Origin of the sequence: Enterobacter sp. JH25 (genome assembly GCF_021725435.1) — a bacterium.
GTDB classification, from domain to species: Bacteria; Pseudomonadota; Gammaproteobacteria; order Enterobacterales; family Enterobacteriaceae; genus Enterobacter; species Enterobacter intestinihominis.
Genome location: NZ_CP091320.1, coordinates 73509 through 89530 on the forward strand (window position 1 = coordinate 73509; position 16022 = coordinate 89530).

16 protein-coding genes and 1 pseudogene are annotated in these 16022 nt (G+C 49.7%); 10 read left to right on the plus strand and 7 right to left on the minus strand.

Translation table 11 applies throughout. The features are described from left to right. Window position 1: 1 nt before the first annotated feature. The 3 genes from L2Y28_RS22940 to L2Y28_RS22950 are packed head-to-tail and all read right to left on the minus strand — an operon-like array spanning window position 2 to window position 2978. A complete protein-coding gene (locus tag L2Y28_RS22940) occupies window positions 2-775 on the minus strand; it encodes a hypothetical protein (RefSeq protein WP_001040058.1) in 774 nt (257 codons plus the stop codon). Next, complete coding sequence (locus L2Y28_RS22945) at window positions 768-1910, minus strand: phosphoribosyltransferase domain-containing protein (RefSeq protein WP_001280115.1); 1143 nt, start codon at window positions 1908-1910, stop codon at window positions 768-770. Before L2Y28_RS22945 ends, L2Y28_RS22940 begins: the two co-directional genes overlap by 8 nt. Before the next feature lie 9 nt (window positions 1911-1919). Next, window positions 1920-2978: an ATP-grasp domain-containing protein gene (locus L2Y28_RS22950; RefSeq protein ID WP_012695441.1), complete on the minus strand. Its 1059-nt coding sequence runs from the start codon at window positions 2976-2978 to the stop codon at window positions 1920-1922. A gap of 320 nt (window positions 2979-3298) precedes the next feature. On the opposite strand from L2Y28_RS22950, the gene L2Y28_RS22955 reads away from it, so the two are divergent. From L2Y28_RS22955 to L2Y28_RS22990, 8 genes are all read left to right on the plus strand, one after another. Beyond that, window positions 3299-3880 (plus strand): tellurium resistance-associated protein TerZ, encoded by a 582-nt coding sequence (locus tag L2Y28_RS22955; RefSeq protein WP_000254137.1) that lies wholly within the window; start codon window positions 3299-3301, stop codon window positions 3878-3880. Then, window positions 3880-5037, plus strand: coding sequence for a TerD family protein (locus tag L2Y28_RS22960; RefSeq protein WP_044704557.1), 1158 nt, complete (start codon window positions 3880-3882; stop codon window positions 5035-5037). Before L2Y28_RS22955 ends, L2Y28_RS22960 begins: the two co-directional genes overlap by 1 nt. Before the next feature lie 22 nt (window positions 5038-5059). Then, on the plus strand, window positions 5060-5515 hold the full coding sequence (locus tag L2Y28_RS22965; protein ID WP_000007449.1) for a tellurite resistance TerB family protein: 456 nt from the start codon (window positions 5060-5062) through the stop codon (window positions 5513-5515). Window positions 5516-5537: 22 nt separating this feature from the next. Beyond that, window positions 5538-6578: a tellurium resistance membrane protein TerC gene (gene terC / locus L2Y28_RS22970; RefSeq protein ID WP_000255079.1), complete on the plus strand. Its 1041-nt coding sequence runs from the start codon at window positions 5538-5540 to the stop codon at window positions 6576-6578. A 48-nt stretch (window positions 6579-6626) separates the two neighbouring features. After that, window positions 6627-7205, plus strand: coding sequence for a tellurium resistance membrane protein TerD (gene terD / locus L2Y28_RS22975; RefSeq protein ID WP_000116680.1), 579 nt, complete (start codon window positions 6627-6629; stop codon window positions 7203-7205). A 68-nt stretch (window positions 7206-7273) separates the two neighbouring features. Beyond that, window positions 7274-7849: a TerD family protein gene (locus tag L2Y28_RS22980; RefSeq protein WP_236919606.1), complete on the plus strand. Its 576-nt coding sequence runs from the start codon at window positions 7274-7276 to the stop codon at window positions 7847-7849. Between the two features lie 428 nt (window positions 7850-8277). Next, complete coding sequence (locus tag L2Y28_RS22985) at window positions 8278-9519, plus strand: VWA domain-containing protein (RefSeq protein ID WP_001053340.1); 1242 nt, start codon at window positions 8278-8280, stop codon at window positions 9517-9519. Window positions 9520-9609: 90 nt separating this feature from the next. Next, entirely contained in the window at window positions 9610-10065 is a 456-nt protein-coding gene (locus L2Y28_RS22990; RefSeq protein WP_000374058.1) for a hypothetical protein, read from the plus strand. Window positions 10066-10305: 240 nt separating this feature from the next. Here the strand turns inward: L2Y28_RS22990 and L2Y28_RS22995 are convergent, their stop codons facing one another. Then, a complete protein-coding gene (locus tag L2Y28_RS22995; protein WP_000398479.1) occupies window positions 10306-10497 on the minus strand; it encodes a hypothetical protein in 192 nt (63 codons plus the stop codon). 91 nt (window positions 10498-10588) lie between these two features. Further along, the gene (locus L2Y28_RS23000; RefSeq protein WP_001151572.1) at window positions 10589-10930 is read right to left on the minus strand and encodes a hypothetical protein; all 342 of its coding nucleotides are present in this window, start codon (window positions 10928-10930) and stop codon (window positions 10589-10591) included. A 625-nt stretch (window positions 10931-11555) separates the two neighbouring features. On the opposite strand from L2Y28_RS23000, the pseudogene L2Y28_RS23005 reads away from it, so the two are divergent. Continuing rightward, window positions 11556-11776 (plus strand): annotated as a pseudogene (locus tag L2Y28_RS23005) (type I restriction-modification system subunit M N-terminal domain-containing protein); the annotation flags it as partial. Window positions 11777-11916: 140 nt separating this feature from the next. Next, complete coding sequence (locus tag L2Y28_RS23010) at window positions 11917-12171, plus strand: hypothetical protein (RefSeq protein ID WP_000880375.1); 255 nt, start codon at window positions 11917-11919, stop codon at window positions 12169-12171. Between the two features lie 2 nt (window positions 12172-12173). Here L2Y28_RS23010 and L2Y28_RS23015 read toward each other — a convergent pair whose 3' ends face one another. Continuing rightward, window positions 12174-14213 carry an ATP-dependent helicase gene (locus L2Y28_RS23015; protein WP_000166877.1) on the minus strand — a complete coding sequence of 680 codons (2040 nt, stop codon included), beginning with the start codon at window positions 14211-14213 and terminating at the stop codon, window positions 12174-12176. After that, window positions 14210-15196 (minus strand): hypothetical protein, encoded by a 987-nt coding sequence (locus tag L2Y28_RS23020; RefSeq protein ID WP_000211823.1) that lies wholly within the window; start codon window positions 15194-15196, stop codon window positions 14210-14212. Before L2Y28_RS23020 ends, L2Y28_RS23015 begins: the two co-directional genes overlap by 4 nt. Window positions 15197-16022 lie beyond the last annotated feature (826 nt).

A 16022-nucleotide genomic window follows, 5' to 3' on the forward strand; every position in this document is an offset into this window, starting at 1 on the left:
TTTAATTTTCTCCAAAAATTCGCTGTGAAATGGCATCTGCAAACTGACTCTGACGCGGGATGCCAAACCAGCTGCACAGTTTCATAAAACGATGATCGCTCAGGCTGTCGCCCAGACCAATTACGGGGAAGACTCCGCGTTCAGCCCGAAGTTTTTCAAGAAGCCATCTGACTGCCAGCCCTTTCTCAACCGCGGTGGGAAGCCAGGCCACGTTATTACTGTTGCGGTGGATGTAGAAGCCCTCGGTCGGAAACACCGTTTCTATCTCATCTGCAATGGCATTGAGCTCGTCAAGGCGGGTGCTGTCGCGGTGCTTCATCACCATATAAACCGCCGTTTCACCGTATTCGAAGTTCAGCCTTGCCCAGGCATTGATCCCTTTTGCGTCCATCATTTCAGTGATCAGACGCTGCATCGATGTCAGCTTTTCCTGATAGGGAGCCAGCTGGCCGAGCATATGGGCCTTCCACTCCTCGTCGGGTTTGCCTTCTGGCGTGAGAATGACGGCCCCGTGAGTGGTGATTGCCCAGGAGTGGAAAGGGATCCGTACGCGGCTGATTTCTTCAGTTCCCCGTGCGGTAACGGGTATGAGTTCAGCCTGCTCCAGGAGCCAGTCCACCAACATGGACTGTTCTTCCGTCATAAAGCTTCGTGGATTCAGGGTGCGATCAACGGCACCGGTACGGAATGGCTCCAGGGCCAGCTCGTCCACCATTTTACGACGGGTCTGAAAGAGCGTGTCGTCAAGGTCGCTCAGAACAACGGGTTTATTCATAGGTAACAATCTCCACGACGGCCGCAACCTCAGCCAGCGCTTTAAGAAGCTGCGTGTCAATACTTTCTGCGGGTGTCTCAGTACACACAAGAATGCGGTCAAACTGCTGGTGGGCGACGTTATAGACAAAATTGGGGATGCCCAGCCCGTAGTTATCCGTAAAGGAAATGGCGGACTCAATGGCATAACCAACGGCGATAGGGGAGCGGGTGGTCGATCCATAAAATGCCTGTGCTCCGGCAGCTTCGAGCCGTTCAGCAAGCAGGAACGGCTCCCAGACGAATTCCCCGGTCCCGAGAACCAGAATACGTTCCCCCTTGTGGACGGAGACCTCATGGCCGAGATCGGCCGCAGGTGCGAGCATCCCCAGTCGGCCCCAGGACTGTTTTCCCTGGATGTCCCATTCTCCTCGTGAAGTTACGTTGACTTTCGGCATGTCCGGGACAGGTGCATCAGGTAATGGGGTCCATCCCCACTTACCGCTTACAAGAGAAACCGAAGTGACTGGTAAGGTGCTGCGCTCGGACAAGGCTTTGCCACTCCAGTCGGTAAGCGTAACGGCTATAACCTGTTCAATATGTTGAAGCTTGCCGGTATTACGCAGGGCTGAAAGCAGGTTAATAAAGGTATTACCGGTGGTTGCCTCGTCATCAATCAAAACCAGCGTTCGTGCGTTGGTAACACGACGTCTTTTCTCTTCATCATCTGGCAGATAGATCAGATGATCGGTGGCGTGGCTGTGTTCTTCCTTGAACTCGCAAAGCAACGTGCCATCAACCGGGTGACGGGTAGAGGTCAGATAGACAGATTCAGGATGCTGGTGGCGCACTTCATCAAATACACCGGCCCCAAGCCCAACGGCGGTTTCAGCCATACCGATAAACAGTACGGGTCCTGTCAGTGTCGAGGGGAACTGGCTGGCAAGCTGTCTGTAGGCCTGCCGCATGACTGAGGGTGGCACGGGAATGTGCCTGCCGAGTACTTTGCTGACAAACAGAAAGGCGCGTTTCGGGTTACGTCTTTCAGCGATGTCAAACAGGTCATCGAGCGAAACTTCACCCTGGTCGCGGGTTACCTGAATCGTACCGCATGAGAGGGTACGGCGATAAATCATATCTTCGAGGATATCAGACATAAATACGCCTTAATTCAGAAGGTTAGAGAGTGATTCCGGGTATGCAATTACATCCGTAATGGATCTCACCGCAACCGGAGAAAAGGTGTTTTTAGCGCTCTGGCGCACCATATCTTCAGACATCAGACCGAGCTTAAAGGCAGCAAATAACCCAGGAAGGTTCACCCCGCTGTGAAGGGTATAACCCACCCCCCCTGACGGACGCATGTTGGTTTCAAGCAGCACCGGGTTGCCATTCACATCGTTTCGCGTCTGAACATTCACCAGCCCGTCGGCCTTCATAACCCTGGCGCAGTCACACGCCAGTTCCCAGGCGCTTCCTTCGTTTACCAGATACTGGATAACCCCTTCCTTACGGCGTCCCACGGCTGCGAGTATTTCGCCCTTATCCGCGAGGATATCGACGGAAAATTCCGGGCCTGGCAGGTACGGCATCAAAACAAGGGGTTTAAACGACTCAGCAGCTGATGCTGCTGCAATATACTGTTGCGGACTGACCAGACGATGTTCGGGATGATTAAAGACGGCCATAGGCGAAGCACTGTCATCAAAGCGCCAGAATCCCATGCCATAGATACCCGTCACCGGCTTCACGCATACCGGGCTGTCAGTGAACGGCGGGGCCGCGAGGTGTGTTTTTAATTCTGCCAGCGTATTCACCCGCCAGGATGGTACGACCGGGAGACCCTTTTGCTCCATAAACTGAGCAAAAGTAACTTTTTCGTCAGCCAGAGTTAACCAGTCGACGCCCGTTGCACCGGTAGTAAGGGTGGCACCGGTCGATTCAATGGCTGAACGGTGTTCTTCAAACCACTGGCTGTTACGGCCAGTATGAATATGGTGGATGCCGTAGGACTGAATGGTTTCCTGGATAAACTGAAGACGTTTTTGAGGATCTTCAGGTTCAGTCAAAGAATAGTCGGCAACGGAAAGGATTTCATTTCTTTCGTTACGGTGGGAGGCAAAAACGGTAATGGCAAAATTATTTTTTTTTGCAAATGATTTTACCCCCTGAATAATATCTCGCTGGGAGGATAAACCTTCCATAAACCAAATTTTCTTGTTCATTTTTTTTAATTATCCGGAACGCCATGCAAATTTATGATTGAGAAGTGAGTCTATGAGTGTCTAAGCTACATGTCAATCATAATATGATTAATAACTCCTGTGGTTATGGAGTGCGTCAGGTTTTTTGGATTCCTGATAACACATTGATATTTAAATTAAACTTAGAAAATTAACACCCTGAAAAGGATTTCTTTTTGTGTTTTTACAGAAAACTACCAAAATTTCCCTTGTCAGAGAACTTCATCATGATATGATTTTCTTCGTCAGTTACTAAATATACCTTTGATTGTCTCGGTCATTACCATTTTAAGGAATAAAACATGGTTTCATTAGTTAAGAACCAGACGGTATCACTCAGCAAAGAATCATCTGCATTAAGCCAGCTTCATTTCGGTCTCGGTTGGGATCCGGTTAAGAAAAAAGGTCTTCTTGGAGGATTGTTTGGAGGCAACGACTCAATCGATCTCGATGCTGGCTGCGTATTAATGGACAGCACCGGTAAAACAATTGACACCATCTGGTTCCGCAAACTGGAATCCACCTGCGGCGCTGTTGTGCACAGTGGCGATAACCTGACCGGTGAAGGTGACGGTGACGATGAGGTGATTAATGTCAACCTCTCCCGACTGCCTGCAAACGTTGAATACCTGGCGTTTACGGTAAACAGCTTCCGTGGTCAGTCGTTCAATGACGTCGAAAACGCGTTCTGCCGCGTTGTCGATCAAACCGGCAAAGAGCTGGCTCGCTACAAGCTGACTGAGCAGGGCTCACATACCGGGATCGTTATTTCTTCGCTGCGCCGTAATAACGGCAACTGGGACTTTACCGCCCTTGGCCATGCCTGTCGCGGCCGCACAATTGACGATATGCACTCCGATATCGTTTCAGCGGTTATTCGCTAATGAACCTGACGCCGGGGGGCAATGCCCCCGTTCCAGCCCAGGAGTTGCGGGTCCGGATCACCTCGGGCGGCCAGGTGGATGCTTCGGCGTTTCGCCTGTATGCCGACGGGAAGGTGCAGGGTGATGCGGACATGGTGTTTTATGGTCAGCCACGTAACGATGATGGTACCGTCAGCCTGGTCAGTGAAGGCCAGTACTCAACCTTTACTGTCGCGCTCAACCGGCTGAAACCTGATGTCCAGAAAATTGCGTTCACCGTGACCTGTGACGGTGGGCAGACGGCGTCCGGTCTTCGTAATCTTTCCATCGACGTGGAGCAAGGGGCTACCGGCCTGGTTAGCGGCAGTGTCGAACTGAGCGGCCGTCAGGAAGCAGCCTTAATTCTGGGTGAATTTTACCGTCGTAATAATGACTGGAAATTCCGCTTCGTTGCGCAGGGGTTCAACGGTGGACTTAAACCGCTGGCAGAGCATTTCGGCGTAAATATTGCCGACGAACCGGCTCCCGCAGCCCCGACTCCTCCGGTTGTAACCCCTCCGCCAGTTGAGACAAAAATCAGCCTGAGCAAGGTATCGCTGACAAAAGAGAAGCCTGCAATCAGCCTGACCAAACGGGATAACTTCGGTGAAATCCGGATCAACCTGAACTGGCACCGGGGCAGCGGCAAATCAGGCTTTGCAGGCATGTTCGGCTCCAAAGGAATCGACCTGGATCTGGGGGCCTTTGTTGAGCTTCAGGACGGGTATAAATCGGTCATTCAGGCGCTCGGTAATGCATTCGGTGATTATCGCGATGAACCGTATGTTCAGCTCAAGGGCGATGACCGGACGGGTGATGTATCAGACGGCGAGTGGCTGCATATCAATGGACGTGAATGGAAGCATATCCGCGAAGTGCTGATTTACGCCTTTATTTATGAAGGTGTTCCCAGCTGGGACAAGACTGATGGTGTGGTCACCATTCATGTGCCGGATCAACCGCCCATTGAGACCCGCCTGACCGAAGGTGAAAACCGTCGCACATTGTGCGCCATTGCCAGACTCGTAAACGAAAACGGCGCAATTAAAGTCGAGCGAATTAACCAGTACTTCAAAGGCCAGGACGAAATGGACCGGGCATTTGGCTGGGGATTTCGCTGGAGCGCCGGTTCTAAATAACACAGCAACAAAGGAAACAGGTATGAGCTTTTTCGACAAAGTTAAAGGTGCCATTAACTCAGGCCGTGACGAACTGACCCGCCAGGTTGGCCGTTTCAAAAACAAAAAATTCATGCAGGGCACCGTTGCTGTATGTGCCCGTATTGCCGTATCGAGTGACGGCGTAAGTTCGGAAGAAAAGCAGAAAATGATGGGCTTTCTGCGCTCTTCAGAAGAGCTGAAGGTCTTCGATACCAATGAGGTGATTGAGTTCTTCAATAAACTGGTTTCAAGCTTCGATTTCGATGTTGAAATCGGCAAGGGCGAAACCATGAAATACATCCTGGCGCTGAAAGATCAGCCTGAGGCCGCTCAGCTGGCCTTACGTGTTGGTATTGCCGTTGCGAAAAGTGACGGTAACTTCGATCAGGACGAGAAACTGGCCTCCCGCGAGATCGCTATCGCGTTGGGCTTCGACCCGGCTGAATTTGGCCTCTGATCCACATCCCTAAGGGTAAAATATGGTTTCCACACACATCGGCTTCCCGACTGAAACGGTCATTGTTTTTATTGCGCTTTCAGTCGGTGCCATCTTTATTGACCTGTTTATGCACCGTGATGACAAGCCTATTTCGCTGAAGAGTGCGGCGCTCTGGTCCGTATTCTGGGTTGTGGTTGCGATGGCATTTGCCGGTTTCCTCTATATCCACCACGGTGCTGAGGTTGCCAGTCTGTTTGTCACGGGTTATGCGCTGGAGAAAGTGCTGTCGGTCGATAACCTGTTCGTCATGATGGCCATCTTCTCCTGGTTCGCCGTTCCGGATCGTTATCGCCACCGTGTTCTCTACTGGGGGATCATTGGTGCCATTGTCTTCAGGGGCATCTTTGTCGCCATCGGTACGAGCCTGCTGAGTCTGGGGCCGTATGTTGAAGTTGTCTTCGCTATTATCGTTGCCTGGACAGCGGTCATGATGCTTAAAAGCGGTGATGACGATGATGAAATTGAGGATTACTCCCAGCATCTGGCTTACCGCATGGTTAAACGCTTCTTCCCTATCTGGCCGAAGCTCAGAGGGCATGCCTTCCTGCTTAACCAGAAGGAAGTGGATGCTGAACTGGCGAAACCAGAAAACAGCGATGTCACCATTGGCCGTGGTAAAAAAGCGGCGCTGTATGCGACCCCGCTGTTCCTGTGTGTGGCTGTGGTTGAACTCTCGGACGTAATGTTCGCGTTTGACTCGGTACCGGCAATCATTGCCGTCAGTCGTGAACCGCTTATCGTCTATAGTGCCATGATGTTTGCTATCCTGGGCCTGCGTACTCTGTACTTTGTCCTTGAGGCACTGAAACAGTACCTGGTTCATCTGGAGAAGGCCGTTATCGTGCTGCTGTTCTTCATCGCGGCAAAACTCGGCCTGAATGCGACCGATCACATCTGGCATCATGGTTACAGCATCGCGGCAACAACCAGCCTGTATGTTGTACTGGGTGTACTGGCGCTGGGCATTCTCGCAAGCGTCATGTTCCCGGGCAAACCTGAATCTGAGGAAAAGGGGAGTTAATCCCCTTAAGTGTTAACCTGAACAATTACTAATCGAAGAGGTTATTTTATGAGTGTTTCTCTTTCCAAAGGCGGGAACGTCTCCCTAAGTAAAGCAGCTCCGTCAATGAAAAACGTCCTGGTGGGCCTTGGCTGGGATGCGCGTTCAACAGACGGTCAGGACTTTGACCTGGATGCTTCAGCATTCCTGCTGGCCTCAAACGGCAAAGTGCGCGGCGATTCAGATTTCATCTTCTATAACAACCTGACGTCATCCGACGGTTCCGTAACGCACACCGGCGATAACCGCACCGGTGAGGGCGATGGTGATGATGAATCGCTGAAAATTAAACTGGACGCCGTCCCGTCTGAAGTTGACAAGATCATCTTCGTTGTGACCATCCACGATGCTCAGGCTCGTCGCCAGAGCTTTGGTCAGGTATCCGGTGCGTTTATTCGTCTGGTTAATGACGATAACCAGACTGAAGTTGCTCGCTACGATCTGACCGAAGATGCGTCCACTGAGACTGCCATGCTGTTCGGCGAGCTGTATCGCCACAATGGTGAGTGGAAATTCCGCGCAGTAGGTCAGGGTTATGCTGGTGGTCTGGCATCTGTATGTGCTCAGTACGGCATTAACGCGTCCTGATCAAAAAGTAACTTTTCTACCCGGGGCTGTTAATGCAGCCCTCATTCAACTGTTTGCAGGAGCTAAAAATGGCAGTTTCTCTCGTAAAAGGCGGCAATGTATCTCTGACCAAAGAAGCACCAACCATGAATGTTGCTATGGTTGGCCTAGGCTGGGATGCCCGTGTAACCGATGGTCAGGGTTTTGACCTGGACGCTTCCGTGTTCGCAGTAGGCGAAGACGGTAAAGTGTTGTCAGATGCGCATTTCATTTTCTTCAATAACAAAACCAGCCCTGATGGCGCGGTAGAGCACCAGGGCGACAACCGTACCGGTGAAGGCGACGGCGACGATGAGCAGGTCAAAATCGATCTGACCAAAGTCTCAGCAGATATCAAAAAACTGGTGTTTGCCGTTACCATCTATGATGCAGAAGCGCGTAAACAAAACTTCGGCATGGTGAGCAACAGCTTCATGCGCGTTTACAACAACGACAACGGCACGGAAATTGCCCGTTTCGATCTGTCTGAAGATGCCTCAACCGAAACCGCTATGGTCTTCGGTGAACTGTATCGTCATGGCGCTGAGTGGAAGTTTAAAGCTGTCGGTCAGGGCTTTGCCGGTGGCCTGGCGGCTCTTGCCACCCAGCACGGCGTTAACATCTAAAATAACGCTGAATCATACCCCGGCAATGCCGGGGTTTTTTTTGGTTGCGATCCGCTATCAGGAGGGGGGGGGCAGAAAGGGTTCGGGAATCTCAGAAAGCAGAGAGATGTTAATTCTGACGTGAGCCTTTTAAAGGCAGGAAACGGATTTTTCTCTGGTTGCTGGTTAAAGCCTGTATTCCGTGCCTTATATCAACAGCATGCCCCTCTGATATATGTTACGTTTGCGACTTATGAAGGCACGGGTTCTGGAAGATAAAATACCCGACCAATGGAAATTCCAATTCAACAGGTATAGAAACTTCAACGTGATGAAATATGGTGTCACACCATATATACGCCTCACCAGAAATCCAGCGTCCTGAACTAAGCCAGGGGAACCTATATAAACGCTGCGCTTTAAAATAATCAAAAATCAGGAGAGTTAATGTGAATCTACAATCCGGACAAAACATACCACTTCAGCAATCTGCGATCAGGCTGAATCTTCAGTACCCTACCAAATCCGGCTTTAAAGGCGAACCCGATACCTGCCTGTTCCTGCTTAATGCTCAGGGAAAGGTCAGCGGCGATTCTGACTTTATCTTTTACAATAATCTGTCTTCTCCTGAAGGGGCAGTAAAGCTCGTTACCGGTTCTCAGCAGTCCAGCATTGAGATAGCACTGGATCGTGTTCCTGCGAACATCAGTAAAATTGCAATCACAGTTGTCATTGATGGTGAAGATACCATCAGTGGGCTCAGTTCGTTGAGCATGCAGGCTCAAGGAATCGCTGAGTTCCAGGCTGAGACTCAGGGCCGCAGTGAGAAAGCAATTATCCTGGGTGAAGTATATCGGCACAATGGCGCCTGGAAGCTTCGTGCGCTCGGGCAGGGTTTCAACGGTGGTCTTGAGCCTCTGGCCATTAGCTATGGCGTTGATGTCGCACAGCCAGCTCCGCAGCCAGCAAAGCCTGCTCGTATCAGTCTGGAAAAGAAACTGGAAACCAGATCTCCGCGCCTTGTAAGCCTCGCTAAAAAAGCCTCGGTCAGTCTTACTAAAAATAAACTGGACACCCTTGAGGCAGCGGTTGCATTTGTACTTGACGCATCCGGCTCAATGAGTGGCCAGTTCAGTAAGGGTAACGTTCAGTCTGTGCTGGACCGCATCGCCGTTCTTGCCGCCCAGTTCGACGACGACGGTGAAATGGATGTCTGGGGATTTGGAGAGAAGCATAAGAAGTATCCAAACGTCACACTGGACAACCTGGACACATATATTCAGTCCATTCGCGGGGCTGGAAAGCGTTCAGCCTGGGAGAACCTGCCGGGCCTCGGAGGGACAAACAACGAGCCTCCTGTGATGGAAGAAATAGTCGACTACTTTAAGGACTCGAAAATCCCGGTGTATGTTGTATTTATTACCGATGGCGGGATCAGCAAGACCCGGGCGATTAAAGATGCAATCCGGCGTTCTGCCAACTACCCCATCTTCTGGAAGTTTGTCGGCCTGGGTGGTTCAAGCTACGGTATCCTCAAAAATCTGGATGACTTTACTGACCGCCGGGTTGATAACACCCACTTCTTTGCCATGGATGATTTCGGTTCGATTAGCGATGAAAAGTTATATGATAATCTACTGGAAGAATTCAGACCGTGGATCGATGAAACAAAAAGGTTAGGCATCCTTTAATACGCACAGTTTGAGCTTGGTTGAATGAGCTCTACAGCAGCTTAATACTGTAGAGCCTTTGTTCATTGGAAATCGTACAGGGAGGCGCATATGGACCGCATCAAGTACCTGAAATGGATAGCTGAAGAATCACCAAGTACGGCTCAGCAGCTGGTGGCCTGGTTAAACAGAGCAAGGCACTATACGCCCGACATGAAAGAGCATCAGGCAGGTGTACAGATTCAAGAAAAGGGGATTGTTGTAGGGCTTAGACAAAGTACTAATCGTTATCATGGAGATTGTCTGACCATACATGTGGTACGGCTTCCGGAAGAAATACAAAACAAGGGATGGTTTAAGTCTTTTCTGAAGCTTTGCTGTGAATCGAATCCCTGGTGCGATGTTGTAATAGAAGACGTGAAAAACCCATATTTATTAAGCTTTTGTAAGAAACTAAACTTTACTGTATTAGATGAATTTTACCCGAATACTTACATAGTAAACACAGATGCCATTATGAGTTTACCTATCCCACCCTTAGGGAGATACGAAACCTATCTTTATTAAACCTGCGAACCTTTACCGGTTGCGTGGGGAGCGGATGGACTTCGGCTAAAGAAAAATCACATCGTCTATTTTGACCAGAAAAAGCTAATCTGCTTGATGTAATGCAGAAACGCATTACATTAATATCTTCTCCCAACAATCACCTGAACAATTCCCTGATTGCTTTTCACCTCATACCAGTGCTGGCTCATAGTTAGTCCTTAAGCAAATTTGTTATCGGAATAAAGAACGAAGCCAGCCTCATCGAGGCGCATAACCTTCTTCCCTTAACGCCTGTTGTAATTTTTCAATTGCGCTTTTCATTACCCAGGCTTCTTCGTCACTCACAGCACAGCCACGAAGATCGCTCCAGCTCAGACGTTTAACTAATTGAGCAAGGGCCATAGTTTCATTCTCATCAAGCTGCAAACTCAGTGTCTCAATACCTTCCACTATCTAACCTCCCTTATACTGAAAAATGGCGCTTTATTTCTGACCAGATGCCGAAGCCTTGAATGCGGCCGGAACTGCCGTTGTTTCTACTTTACAGAAATGGAATTAAAAAGTGGTGGTGCTGGGCACGTTTCTTTTCCAGTCGGGGTTTAAGCCAGAGCCGAAACTCATTCAACTTCTCAGCAGCCAAAACCGCTTCAACGGGGAAAACTTTATATTTACCCTGCTGCTGAGGTTCACCCAACCATCGCCTGATGGCTCCGTCAGTCCATAAACGAGTCTCTTTGAGCCTGGTTACAGTGACCCATTTCCTGGACCATTCATCAAATTGTCGCTGGCGATCCCGATAACGTTGTTCTTCCTGCTGACGAAGCCAGTCACGATCAACAGCGAATTTTCGGTATCCAACAAAGAGCCCTTGTACTTTGGCCATGACAACATTCCGGTTTGCTTAGAACTGTTCAGACAGACATGTCAGGGATAAAGCTGAAGAAAAAGGTACAACGAAGAATAACCAAGACATAGGCCTGCCGGGTAAGTGGTGCGGTGCACAGGACTGTCGGAAAGTACGCTCAGAGAGGGTCGTTTAAGCATGATGCACCACCGCCAGCCAGCCTTAATAATGGTAATGTACCACTGGGTTACCAGACAGACCAGTAACGCATCAAACATAAAACTGTTTTTTAAAAAACGTCAGGAACGTAGCCTGACCTTTTAACCAGTGGTGTAAAAAACATACAGATTGCTCTGAGGTATGAGGTTCAGCAACTAGCCTTGTCGACGCAGAAACATTAAGTAATCAATAGCAGCTATCGCAAACAATGGTGAAAACCACCACGTGCTTTTCAACAAGCCAAGCGGCAGAAAGAGTACAGTTGCCATCGAATAAACAAAAACACGAACCATACCATCTGTAATAAACATAGGCTATTTGCAATCTGAGGTTGGATTGTAGATTTTAGTTAGAAATGGATCAAAGTCCGTTTTGTGCAAAACTTGGTTGACAACCCTCTTTTGGAAGATGTGCCGTTTCGTGCAAAAGTTGGTTGGAGGCCAAGATGGCAGAGTTCGTAGGTTCGGCTGCTTCGCAAGCTGATTTCATTTGGAAGAACGCGGAAGACCTGTGGGGGGGGATTTCAAGCATACCGACTTCGGCAAGATCATTTTGCCGTTTACTCTGCTGCGTCGATTGGAGTGCGCACTGGAGTCTACACGGGAAGCATCGCTCGATAGCCAACCAGCCACGATTGAGTTCTTAGAAGCAGAGTTCAGTGTTGATTTCGATGCGCTGCTATCTTGACCGCCAATCAGACCCGCATGGTTCAGGTTTGTGTATGAGAGTCCCCAAATGGCTGTAGTTCTAACCAAAGCCTTGATTGAAGCCGGCCGCGCCGGAAATAGTGGGTACAGAAAAGGCAGTTGCTTGCGCTGGGCGTAAGTTACCCGCCGAAAAGCGGCTGGATCGAACGACTGATCGGCACTGAGGTATCTGACGAGCAGTACGAACGCTTTCTGGGGCACAGCACGAGCAAGCAGGCTGAACAGATCCTACGCGGAGAGCAGCCAGCCAAGGGGCTTCAGTATGCAAAGCGAGCGAAGAAGCTCGCTTCTGAAAGAAAAGCCACAATTGATCTGGATAACGAGCACCTGTCTGAAATCGAAAAGTATCGGTAGCCCTAGACTTTTAGCCGCTGAAGATCTCTTAGATACCATTGGTGAAACTTGCTGAAGTCAGCCTTCTGTTTCTCTACCGTGCTGTTATAGATCGCATCACTGGTAACCGCACAAGCAGTCCAGCCAGCCTCATAGACGAAGCGAGTAGCTATCGGTGACTTCTTCGGGGTGCTATCCCAGCGGTTTTTGAGCCACCGCGCAAGCCCTTCATCAAGAGGGACCACCAGATTTAGCTGCTGTTTTGTGCGAGTGATACCGACATAAAACAGCCGACGTTCCTCCTCGATTTCCTCTTCGGCCGGAGGGGTGTTCATCGATGTGCGAACGCTGTAAACATCATCGGGTTTGCCGCCAGGAAATTCCTGCTCATTCAGCCCGATCAGTATTACGTTATCCCACTCCAGCCCCTTGGAACCATGCAGTGTGGAAAGGATGAAGGGATCGCAGTCAGTAGCAGCCTCGCCTGGATTCAAGATAAGGTTTAAAAACGTGCGGGAATCGATCTTACTGGAGTCAAGTAGCTCCCCGATCCTCACGACCCCTCGTTGCTGGTCGTTCGATCCAGTGCGAGTTACACCCTCAGAGCCAACACTATCAATGAAACCCTCCATACTCAGGCGTCGTAACACATCGATAGCAGGCGTTTCCTCTCCGTCTTTCTGGCAGATAGTGGCGAGCCTGCCCAGCCGATCTTTTTGGTATTGTGCGCCCTCGAATAACTGACCTAGAGCAGACCATAGGTCGGCGTGCGGAGCCATCAATCCACTGAGCGCCGCTTTGAATTGCCCTTTCTGCCATCTAAAACCAGCCTCCTTCAGAAAGCCGTAAACAATCGCTTGTTTGTTGGGATGGTTTTCCAGTAGCCGCAGATCGCCGTACACAGACAGCAAGACGCCAACTACCAGTATCCCGATTTCGGTGCGGGTGTGTAATGCGCTTGAACCATTGAGGTAGCGATAAGGTAGCCCACACAGGCGTAAAGCAATTTCCGCCTCAGCAAGGTTCGCCTTAGTGCGGGACAATATGGCTTGTGTTCCACTGCTCACCGAGAGGTTTGATAGCACCTTGGATAGGCAGTTATCAAAGTGCAATCTGACCTCTGTTTTGGGGGTGCTAGGATGACTGACACAAAGCTTGGTCAGCTTTGTAGAGTTGCGCCGAATTACCGAGTTAGCCATCAAGGAAAGCTCATGGCCAAATCTGAACGTGCATGACAGTTGAAACACCTTCGTATTCGGGTAGTGCCTTTCAAACAGTCCGCCGATAAAGTCTGGTCGAGCACCACGCCACTCATAAATACACTGGTTAACATCACCAACAGCCATAACCGACGTATCCGACTTAGATAGCAAGCGGGTCATGTCATGCTGTATCAGGTTAACGTCCTGATATTCATCAACAATGATGTGCTTGAAGTGGGCACCAAGGCTGCTGTCATTACGCAACAGTGCGACAGCCTCAATCAAACAGTCATCAAAGGTTCGCAGACTGTTTTCCTCCAGCAGCTCACAATAGCGGCCATAGGCGTGAATAAACTCCCGTTTGATGTTGCTGAACGTTGGATCATTGGCAGCATCAACAGGAGTTACGGCCGCCGCCCGGCAGCGAGCAATAAACAGCTCGAAGTTTTCAATTTCATTGGGGTCAATATAATTCGCCTCATGGTCAAAGCCATAGCGGTAGGCTTGCTTTACCAGTTGCTCATAGCGGTAGTCGCTTGGAGTAATGAGGTCTTTCTTCTTGATTATCTGTTGGCGTTCTCCGTAACCAACAATCTTTAAGGCCAAGCTGTGGAACGTGCGGATTTCTGGAATCACGCTCGACATCAGTGCCGTCTTCAAGTTCTCCGTGAAGCTCACCTGCGCCGACTTGTTGTACATCAGGATCAGAATGGAGCGAGGATCAGTTCCCGTCTTGACCAGCCGCTCAACGCGCTTTACAAGTGTGGTTGTTTTCCCGCTACCAGGTACGGCTTTTACCAACGCATGTCCGGTGTCATGGCTGACAATACTTTTCTGCTCCCAAGTCAGTCTTTTGGTCATGCCTTAACCTTGTAATTGGCGCACTGACGGGCCTCGGTGTAGGGAACGATCTTTGCCTTACTGTGACATTGCAGATAGCCATCCTCCCATCGGCCTGCTTGCTCGCACATAATGCAGTTGGGAAATAGTGAATGAGGATCGGCGTGACGGATAAAAGCTCGTAAGTTATCAGCCAGCTCAGCGGCCCCTAACGATCTAGGCCATGTGTTCACGTCAGAATTGATTGTTAAATCCACTTCAGCGAGCGGCATCGTTTGTTCGTTGAGTCGGCCGGAACCACTTAAACTCCAGACAGACATATCCACGTTACCTACTGAGCAGACGCCGCTACAGGTGTCCACAGATTGAAACGGGGGAAGCCAGTTGAATACTCTCAGGATCTTCTCCTTGATCGAGTAGGCCCCGGTAAGCAACATCTGAATATCAGAGGCAGATTGGACCTTAAACTCAAGAATCGGGATACCGGCTTCGATCTTGTCTTGAGAGCAGGGGTGTGTGACACAAATCTCTACGTAGCAACGCCTTTCGCCAGTCGTATCATACAACATCACGTCTGGTCGCAGCCCTGTGACCTTATCGTGTTTTTCCAGCTCTGCCTGATCGAAAAATTGAGTCAAGTTGTAGCGTGCAGGCACGGATTTTACGCACTGACGTGCTTCGTCTCTAACCAAGGCTAAACGAGAACCATTACAGGCAACCCGGCGCTCCAGCTCAAGGCTAATAGGCATTTCACGGCTGAGAGCTTGTTGGTAGCGATAGAAGAATGCTTCTTTGCCGCACTTGTGAAGATAGGTTTCAAGGGCACAGCATTCTTCCGAATGGCGAAAGTGCTTAGCGTTGAACTCGCCCATTACCGGGGTCAGGGGGCTCTTACAACCTGGGCAGGTGTAAGTATGTGAGCGCAGGGCAGCGCCAATGTGCGTGAGGGTGCCCTCGCCGTCTAGCGCGTAAGCGTATTGTATTGAGCTGGATTGAGTTGTCATGACTGCGTATCCTCCCAAAAAAATCCAGCTAAGAACAGACCTTACGGCAGGCAAATGGTAAGTAGTGCTTCTTGAAGCAGTCGAGTGTACAGCGGCTCAGTGAAAAAGCTAATCGCCCGCTCAACAACCTAGTGATACTGGTGCAGATTCGACAATGAGTTAATGCCCGGAGAGCATCTGCAAGACTTCTAGCTGGAAGGCATTCCAACCAGCCCTCGCTTCTGAAAAGCCGTCAGGAAACGGTAAAATCCAACCAAGTGAGCAACTTCACTTGATCAAAGATCTAAGGCTAGAATGATGGAATTCCAACCTTAGTTTGCAAATAGCCTAAACATATAACTTCCTCTGAGGATTTAAAAGAATTCTCAGATGTCTTGAAAGCTACTTTTTAAACTTTCTCATTCTGAGAAGCATATTTAATTTTGCTGCGTCTGCTCGTGCTGCTGCTACAGAAAGGGCTTTATGCAGTGAAACTACCACGACAAACAAACAGAACATCGACCAGAATCCATCCATTTCGTTTACCTAATCGTTGAGGTTTTTATTCGGGATATCTGGCTAAATAGGACTACACAGATACCCAGTTAAACCCCCCGCTTACATAACACTCCGGTTCCTCACCAGACGTTTTATTCTATCGCGGTCTGTGGTTATCAGAAGCTGCATAAACCGGTTATTTAGTCCGTTACGCGAAAATTATTGAGGATCCGGGCTGTTAAACTGTTCTTCCTCTTTCGCTTCCGGAGAAAAGGGGAGGTGTCACCCTGCGGCCGGGTAGTGAAAGGGATTTGACGTAATTCAGGCGAAGGGCGAACAAGACCGCAAA

Coding starts and splice junctions, on each gene's coding strand:
- L2Y28_RS22980 (WP_236919606.1), top strand. CDS start 7,274: ATGGCAGTTTCTCTCGTAAAAGGCGGCAATGTATCTCTGACCAAAGAA.
- L2Y28_RS22950 (WP_012695441.1), bottom strand. CDS start 2,978: ATGAACAAGAAAATTTGGTTTATGGAAGGTTTATCCTCCCAGCGAGAT.
- L2Y28_RS22955 (WP_000254137.1), top strand. CDS start 3,299: ATGGTTTCATTAGTTAAGAACCAGACGGTATCACTCAGCAAAGAATCA.
- terD (WP_000116680.1), top strand. CDS start 6,627: ATGAGTGTTTCTCTTTCCAAAGGCGGGAACGTCTCCCTAAGTAAAGCA.
- L2Y28_RS22960 (WP_044704557.1), top strand. CDS start 3,880: ATGAACCTGACGCCGGGGGGCAATGCCCCCGTTCCAGCCCAGGAGTTG.
- L2Y28_RS23000 (WP_001151572.1), bottom strand. CDS start 10,930: ATGGCCAAAGTACAAGGGCTCTTTGTTGGATACCGAAAATTCGCTGTT.
- L2Y28_RS22990 (WP_000374058.1), top strand. CDS start 9,610: ATGGACCGCATCAAGTACCTGAAATGGATAGCTGAAGAATCACCAAGT.
- L2Y28_RS22965 (WP_000007449.1), top strand. CDS start 5,060: ATGAGCTTTTTCGACAAAGTTAAAGGTGCCATTAACTCAGGCCGTGAC.
- terC (WP_000255079.1), top strand. CDS start 5,538: ATGGTTTCCACACACATCGGCTTCCCGACTGAAACGGTCATTGTTTTT.
- L2Y28_RS22945 (WP_001280115.1), bottom strand. CDS start 1,910: ATGTCTGATATCCTCGAAGATATGATTTATCGCCGTACCCTCTCATGC.
- L2Y28_RS23020 (WP_000211823.1), bottom strand. CDS start 15,196: ATGACAACTCAATCCAGCTCAATACAATACGCTTACGCGCTAGACGGC.
- L2Y28_RS22940 (WP_001040058.1), bottom strand. CDS start 775: ATGAATAAACCCGTTGTTCTGAGCGACCTTGACGACACGCTCTTTCAG.
- L2Y28_RS23015 (WP_000166877.1), bottom strand. CDS start 14,213: ATGACCAAAAGACTGACTTGGGAGCAGAAAAGTATTGTCAGCCATGAC.